The sequence below is a fragment of the Mesorhizobium sp. P2_F8 genome (genome assembly GCF_056403655.1).
Genome location: NZ_JBFUFB010000086.1, coordinates 1 through 1,910 on the forward strand (window position 1 = coordinate 1; position 1,910 = coordinate 1,910).

The 1,910-nt window shown below is 58.4% G+C and carries 3 protein-coding genes; 1 reads left to right on the top strand and 2 read right to left on the bottom strand.

Features of this window, described 5'->3' with window-relative positions; genetic code table 11:
- Both AC1DZP_RS36010 and AC1DZP_RS36015 read right to left on the bottom strand, forming a co-directional pair.
- Positions 1-404: Ros/MucR family transcriptional regulator (locus AC1DZP_RS36010; RefSeq protein WP_477309093.1), on the bottom strand; the 404-nt coding region annotated here is incomplete at its 3' end.
- Between the two features lie 308 nt (positions 405-712).
- Positions 713-1,306, bottom strand: coding sequence for a DUF309 domain-containing protein (locus AC1DZP_RS36015; protein ID WP_477309095.1), 594 nt, complete (start codon positions 1,304-1,306; stop codon positions 713-715).
- A 294-nt stretch (positions 1,307-1,600) separates the two neighbouring features.
- Here AC1DZP_RS36015 and AC1DZP_RS36020 point away from each other — a divergent pair, with 294 nt between their 5' ends.
- A complete protein-coding gene (locus tag AC1DZP_RS36020; RefSeq protein ID WP_477309097.1) occupies positions 1,601-1,849 on the top strand; it encodes a DUF982 domain-containing protein in 249 nt (82 codons plus the stop codon).
- Positions 1,850-1,910 lie beyond the last annotated feature (61 nt).

Consider the following 1,910-nt stretch of genomic DNA (forward strand, 5'->3'; position numbering starts at 1 on the left):
TTGCGGCCGAGCCCCATGGTCTTGGCCAACGCCGAGCGCGCAGCGGCGTAATTCGGGGCGACCATCGGATAATCCGCCGCCAGGCCCCATTTGGCGCGATATTCGTCCGGCGTCAGCCCGTAGTGGGTCGACAGATGGCGTTTTAGCGATTTGAATTTCTTCCCGTCCTCAAGGCAGACGATGTAGTCCGACATCACCGACTTCTTGATCGGGACTGCAGGCTTGAGAGCCTCCGGCTGTTCTGCGGAGACGGCTCCGGCTGCGCCTTTCAAAGCCGAGTGTACTTGGCCGATCAGGGCGGAGAGATCGCCCACCGGGATTGGATTGTTCGAGACATAGGCTGAGACGACCTCGGCGGTAAGCTCGATCAGGGCGTCGAGGTTGTGGTCGGCTTCTTCTGTCATGAAATTCTCCGGGTCGTTTGAAAGACAGCAGGCGAAGTCTTGCTACATAGTGATGGTTGTGGCTGAAAGCAATATATGTCTCAGCAGCTTAAGTATCGCCATAAGCTATCGCTGATAGGCGTCGACCCTGGAAATCGTTTCGGGCTGGCGGGCGCCGGAACCGATGTGCAGCCATGCCGTCTTGAGCTTTGTAACTCCGAAAACAACGCAACGACGCTACACGAAAATACGGCCAAGTGAATGAAACCTGGCTTTCCTCGCTCGTCAGCGACGTTGGCCGAACGGGCCCGGTCTATTCCTGGCGTCCTCTACGGATGATGACCATTTGCTTTTTTTTGCGAGCCGATTGGCCTGTCGCCGGAACTTGGTCCAAGAATGAAGTCAAACACGGGTTGGGGCTGACCGAGCGCTGTCGGCTGCAGGGCTGCCGGGATCCTCGCCGCGGCTTCGGCGTGTTCAGCGAGCGCTGCGGGTGACATGCCGAGCGCACGCTCGAAGCTATGATCGGCCGTGTTCATCAGCCGACGAAGGAGCGCCGCGGCGCGTCCGGCATGACGCATCGCCGCCGCCTGCTTACCCTCGCGGATCTTCACGCCGGCCGCCGATAACAGGATCAATCCCTTGAAGAGCGTCCGAAGCGGAGCGCCTCGATCTACAACTTGCCACAGACCTTCCCAAGCCTCATGGGCTTCCCAATAATAGCCGTGGTTGAAGAGGTCGAGACCCCAGAGGAAGGTGTCTGAATCAAGCGAGGTCTCTGCCGCCAACAGCACGGCTTCGCTATTGTAGCTGTGTCCTGCGGGATCGCGCACCGGATGCGGTTGCCTGCCCGGCAGATACGCATAGGATGGAAAGCTCTTTTCCGGCAGCCAGCGCCGGCGCAACATCGAACCAATAGCCATCAAAGCCGTATAGCACACCCGTGGGAGGACCCAACCTTCGGTAGGCAGTGGATCGCTGCGTGTAAGATGGGCAGCGGAAAAGCGCCGGCATAGGTTTCCACCAACTGTGCGAGACTGGCCCAAGGCGAYATTGTCGAAATTGAGCTAGCCAAATCCCACGCCACCAGACATTAACCAGACAGCGTTCATGACCACCGCTTGGTTGCTAGCGATCAAGTCTAGCAGTCGGGATGCAGCCTGGCTGAGGTAATATATGCGAGCGAGGCTGTTGCCGCTGGGTTTAGAGGGGGAGTGATGACCGGCTCGAGCAGATTTGAAAGGCCAGTCGTTGTTCAGGTCAGCCGCCACAGCTCGGAGCGTGTCGTGTTCGATATCAATGACGTGTCCAATATCTTGCTGCGACATTTCGATCGTCAGACTGAGAAGCGCAAGATAGCGATGGACGCCTGTCTGCGCGTATTGCGTGGAGAGGCTCATCCAACAGCCGCTCGGCGTGCTTTCGTCGCTGCCGCGCTCGAAGCAAAGATTCTGCGCGGCGATTGAGAGCTATGACGGCGCTCATGAATTTCGTCCATCTCGGCATCGCGGTCGGAGAACCATACTT